The organism is Protofrankia sp. CiP1_Cm_nod4 (genome assembly GCF_982290645.1).
Genome location: NZ_CEVIVC010000179.1, coordinates 1,963 through 5,990 on the forward strand (window position 1 = coordinate 1,963; position 4,028 = coordinate 5,990).

Annotated in this window: 4 protein-coding genes and 1 riboswitch; of the genes, 2 read left to right on the forward strand and 2 right to left on the reverse strand. The window is 71.2% G+C overall.

Annotated elements, in window-relative coordinates:
- Positions 1–220: 220 nt before the first annotated feature.
- The gene (locus tag AC5LSR_RS21775; protein ID WP_250285381.1) at positions 221–715 is read right to left on the reverse strand and encodes a hypothetical protein; all 495 of its coding nucleotides are present in this window, start codon (positions 713–715) and stop codon (positions 221–223) included.
- A gap of 581 nt (positions 716–1,296) precedes the next feature.
- Between AC5LSR_RS21775 and AC5LSR_RS21780 the strand changes: the two genes are divergently transcribed.
- Both AC5LSR_RS21780 and AC5LSR_RS21785 read left to right on the forward strand, forming a co-directional pair.
- Positions 1,297–2,211: an LLM class F420-dependent oxidoreductase gene (locus AC5LSR_RS21780; RefSeq protein ID WP_250285382.1), complete on the forward strand. Its 915-nt coding sequence runs from the start codon at positions 1,297–1,299 to the stop codon at positions 2,209–2,211.
- 180 nt (positions 2,212–2,391) lie between these two features.
- Positions 2,392–2,892 carry an NUDIX hydrolase gene (locus AC5LSR_RS21785; protein ID WP_250285383.1) on the forward strand — a complete coding sequence of 167 codons (501 nt, stop codon included), beginning with the start codon at positions 2,392–2,394 and terminating at the stop codon, positions 2,890–2,892.
- Positions 2,893–3,187: 295 nt separating this feature from the next.
- On the opposite strand, the gene AC5LSR_RS21790 is transcribed toward AC5LSR_RS21785, so the two are convergent.
- The gene (locus AC5LSR_RS21790) at positions 3,188–3,511 is read right to left on the reverse strand and encodes a transglycosylase family protein (protein WP_250285384.1); all 324 of its coding nucleotides are present in this window, start codon (positions 3,509–3,511) and stop codon (positions 3,188–3,190) included.
- Between the two features lie 101 nt (positions 3,512–3,612).
- A riboswitch (cyclic di-AMP (ydaO/yuaA leader) is annotated at positions 3,613–3,765 on the reverse strand.
- Positions 3,766–4,028 lie beyond the last annotated feature (263 nt).

The following is a 4,028-nucleotide window of genomic DNA, read 5'->3' on the forward strand; positions in this document are numbered from 1 at the left end:
GTGCCGGCGAACGGACGGAGGCCCAAACCACGAACCGGTACGGCACCGGCTGTCCGCGCGGAGCGGTTCGGTTCACTCGGGCCTGACAGCGGAGAGCCGCCTACGCCCGCCTCAGCCCGTGTAGGTGGTTTCCGCTGTGAGGATGACGGTTTCCACCTACGCTTGCCGCGGTTGTAGGTGGTTTCGGCTGGGGGGATGGCGGTTTTCACCTACGGGTGGGTCAGCCTCCGGTGGTGGAGCCGGGTCTGACGATCATCAGGATGGTGACGGTCACCCAGAGCAGGTTGAAGGCGCCGGTGAGCATGGCCAGGCGTGCGCCGGCCCGCGCGTCGAGGCTGGCGGTGGCGTCGGCGCCCGCCGTGGCCTGCGCGGCGGTGTCGACGGCGTGGAGGGCGTCGCGCTGGCCGGGCAGGACGAGCAGCGCCAGGATGGCGGCCGCGCCCGCGGTGAGGATGATCGAGGCGATCACCCAGGCGTTGCCTGTGACACCCAGCTCACCCGCGGCGGCGAACCCGAGGGCGGGCACGGCGACACCGACGAGGGCGTAGACCGCACAGACGCGGTACAGGACGCGCAGGGCCGCGACGGCGGCCGGATCGCCGGGGCTGGCCTGGGCGTGACGCAGGGCCGGGGGGAACATGCTGGCGGCGACGGCGACCGGTCCGACGGCGAGGACGGCGGCCAGCACGTGCAGGATCAGGAAGAACTTCGTCACAGTGACAATCCTCGCCTCAGGCGTCGCGGCGGCGGCCGGTGACCGTGCGGGCGGCGACGGTGGCACAGGCGATGGTGTGGGCGGCGATGGCGTCGGGCGGGCCGAGTGCGCCGGACACGATGGCGTGGGCGGGCATGCGCGTTCTCCGTTCCGCGATGAGGCGCCGGTGTGCTCCGGCGGAGCGCCGTCGAGGCTGAGACGAGCCTCCGAACTGATCCGATCATGACCGGTCACGCCTGGGTGGAGCGCCGGGGCGGGGCGTTGCGAGGACCACAGCGGGGCAACGGCGGAAATGGCGGAGCCGGCCGCTAGCCGGAGGGACACTCACTTTATGTGAATCTTCCGTGCTCCCCGCGCTCGGGCGCCAGTTTCGCGATCATGGCAGGACGCCTGGGATGCGGATGGGCTTCCCGGTCGCGCGCCCCCCGTGGCGCCCATATGGCCGATGGCCGACGGCCACCCGCGAGTGGCGTACCACGTGGCCACGTAGGCCATTGGATACTCGCTGAGAGTAATCAGAATCAGCGTGTTCGGTGACGCCGGGCTCGTTGGTGATCATATATGAGGGAAAGCAGGGTCCGATGCGTGTCGGGATGTACCTGGACGATCAGGGGCGGTCGCTGGACGCGGTCGTGGCGGCGGCCCGCGACGGGGCGAAGGCCGGCTTCGCCAGTGCCTGGATGACCCAGTTCGGCGGGTGGGACGCGCTCACCGCGCTGGCGGTCGTGGGCCGGGAGGCGCCCGGTATCGAGGTCGGGACGGCGGTGGTGCCGACCTATCCCCGCCATCCGCTGGTGCTCGCCAGCCAGGCGCTGACGGTGCAGGCGGCCGTGGGCAACCGGCTCACCCTGGGTATCGGAGTGAGTCATCGGCCCATCATCGAGGGCCAGTTCGGCTACTCGTTCGACCGGCCCGCGGCGCACCTGCGGGAGTACCTGTCCGTGCTGGTCCCGCTGCTGCACGGGGAGAGCGTCACCCACCAGGGCGCGTCCCTCACCGCCGTCGGCGCCGTTGACGTGCCGGGCGGCAAGCCGCCGTCGCTGCTGGTCGGCGCGCTCGGCCCCGCGATGCTGCGTGCCGCCGGTGAGCTCGCCGACGGCACGGTCACCACGTGGACGGGCCCGGCGACCCTCGCCGACCACATCGTGCCGACGATCACCCGGGCCGCCCGGGCCGCGGGCCGGCCGGATCCCCGGGTGGTGGCGCTCAGCTTCGTCTGTGTGACCTCGGACGCCGACACACGCCGGGAGTGGGTCGCGCAACGGTTCGCCATGGTCGGCCAGCTGCCCAGCTACCGGGCCGTCCTCGACCGGGAGGGTGTGGACGGCCCGGGGGAGACGGTCATCCTCGGTGACGAGGCGTCCGTCGAACGGCAGATCCGGCGGCTGGCGAGCGCCGGTGTCACCGAGCTGGTGGCGCAGCCGATCGGCTCGGCGCGGGAGCAGGAGGTGACGAGCGACCTGCTGGTCGCGCTCAACACGCCGTCTGTCGGCTGACCCGCCGGGCCGGCCGTCCGCCCGGCGGGCTGATGGGTGGGGTGGGGCTCTCCCGTCCGGTGGAGCGCTGACCGGTCCGTGCCGCCCGTGAATAGCCGCGCGCGAATACAGTCATAACGGCTGGGTGCGGGGGTGGACGGACGGAGTCGGTTGTCGCTGCCGGAAGGGGTTGCCGCACAGGTGAGTGGGTTGTTGGAGGACGGGGAGGCACAGCCGGTTCTCACCCGGGAGCTGAGACTCGCGGCATATGTGGTCTGCATCCGGGACGGTGAAGTGCTGCTCGCGCGCTTCGCCGGCGCGGGCCAGGCGTTCTGGACGCTGCCCGGCGGCGGGCTCGACCACGGGGAGGATCCGCTTGCCGCGGCGATCCGCGAGGTCGAGGAGGAAACCGGATACCACGTCGTGATCGAGTCCCTGCTCGGTCTGGACTCGATACGTCGGAACTTTCCGCGCGCGGTGGGCGTCGAAGCCGACCAGCAGACCCTGCGGGTCATTTACGCCGCCCGAGTGGTGGCCGGTGAACTGCGCTACGAGGTGGGTGGTTCGACCGACCAGGCCGCGTGGGTCGACCTCGGTCAGGTCCACGCTCTCGAGCGGATCGACCTGGTCGACATCGGGCTGGAGCTCGAGCGCACCCGCCCGCCGCTCGGCCGGGTGGACCGGGAACGTTTCCGGCTCTGAACCCGGCCGGGAATCCTGGGCGGTTCACGGCCGGCCGGTGACCGGTGGGTGGTGGTTGTCCACCGGGCGCCCGGTGGAGATCCGACCGAGGTCCGATCTCCACCGGGATGACGCCGGCTCCCCGGGGCGAACCGGATGGCTATCCGGGGCACGGGCCGTCCGGGTCTACCGGATCAGCGAAACCCGTCCGGCGGGAGGCCCGAGCGTGAAAAGGGAAACAAAGGGAAGCAAAGGGAAACAGCGACGGCAAGGGAACGGAAAGAACGGGGAATGTGGCCGTGCCGCCGGTGGCCGGTCAGCCGACCTTTCCGGACCAGCAGTGCTTGGACGCGTACCACGGCCCGGTGCCCTGCTGTGAGTAGAGGATGCGGGCGCGCTTCCACTGCTCCTCGGGGCTGGCCTGCTGCGGCAGACCGGACCCGCCGACGCCCCGCCAGGTGGGCGGCAGGAACTGGAACAGCCCGCCGGCGCCGATCTCGTTGACGACGCCCGGGTTGCCACCGGACTCACACTGCGCGATGGCGGAGAGCACCCGGTCCGAGGACGGTTCCGCGTTCGCCGGCTGGGACATCGCGACGCTGCCGCCGATGGCGGCGACAACGGCCGGAACAGCGATCATCGCGCGGGTGCGGGTCCTGATTCCCAGGCGGCTGCGCCGCCTGCTGTGCCTGGCCGCGCCGTCACGCGTGTGTCCGTCACGAGTACGTGTCTGGGACATGATGATGTCCTTCCCCACGCCTGCGAGGTGAGCTGTCGGGTTCGGGCTGGGACTGCCCGGCCGCGTTCCGCGGCTTCACCCCAAGGACGTCCGATGCGCGACGCCCGCAAAAAGTGGTTCCCCCGCTCCTGCCATTGGTTTGGCTTCCGTCGGCCGGGGCAGGATTCGGCGTGTCGCCCGACGGGTGCCTTCTTCGCGAAGGCACGGCGCAGACCATACGCACCGTCCCGGCCCGGAAAGCAAGCGGGGGCGGACAGTCGTGAAGATGAGCACACCGCATTCCTGATGTTGATTGTCGCCCCGGTCGTCCGGTAACGCGCGCGCCCGCGCGCTCATTATCTGGATGGGCATGTGACGCCGGCGAAGCGTGGCGATATCGCCACGCTTCCGGCCGGGTGCTCCTGCGCGCGGTGTGGAC

What these genes read in the sequence shown, in the direction of transcription:
- AC5LSR_RS21780 (WP_250285382.1), top strand. Translation starts at nt 1,297, where the DNA reads ATGCGTGTCGGGATGTACCTGGACGATCAGGGGCGGTCGCTGGACGCG.
- AC5LSR_RS21790 (WP_250285384.1), bottom strand. Translation starts at nt 3,511, where the DNA reads ATGATCGCTGTTCCGGCCGTTGTCGCCGCCATCGGCGGCAGCGTCGCG.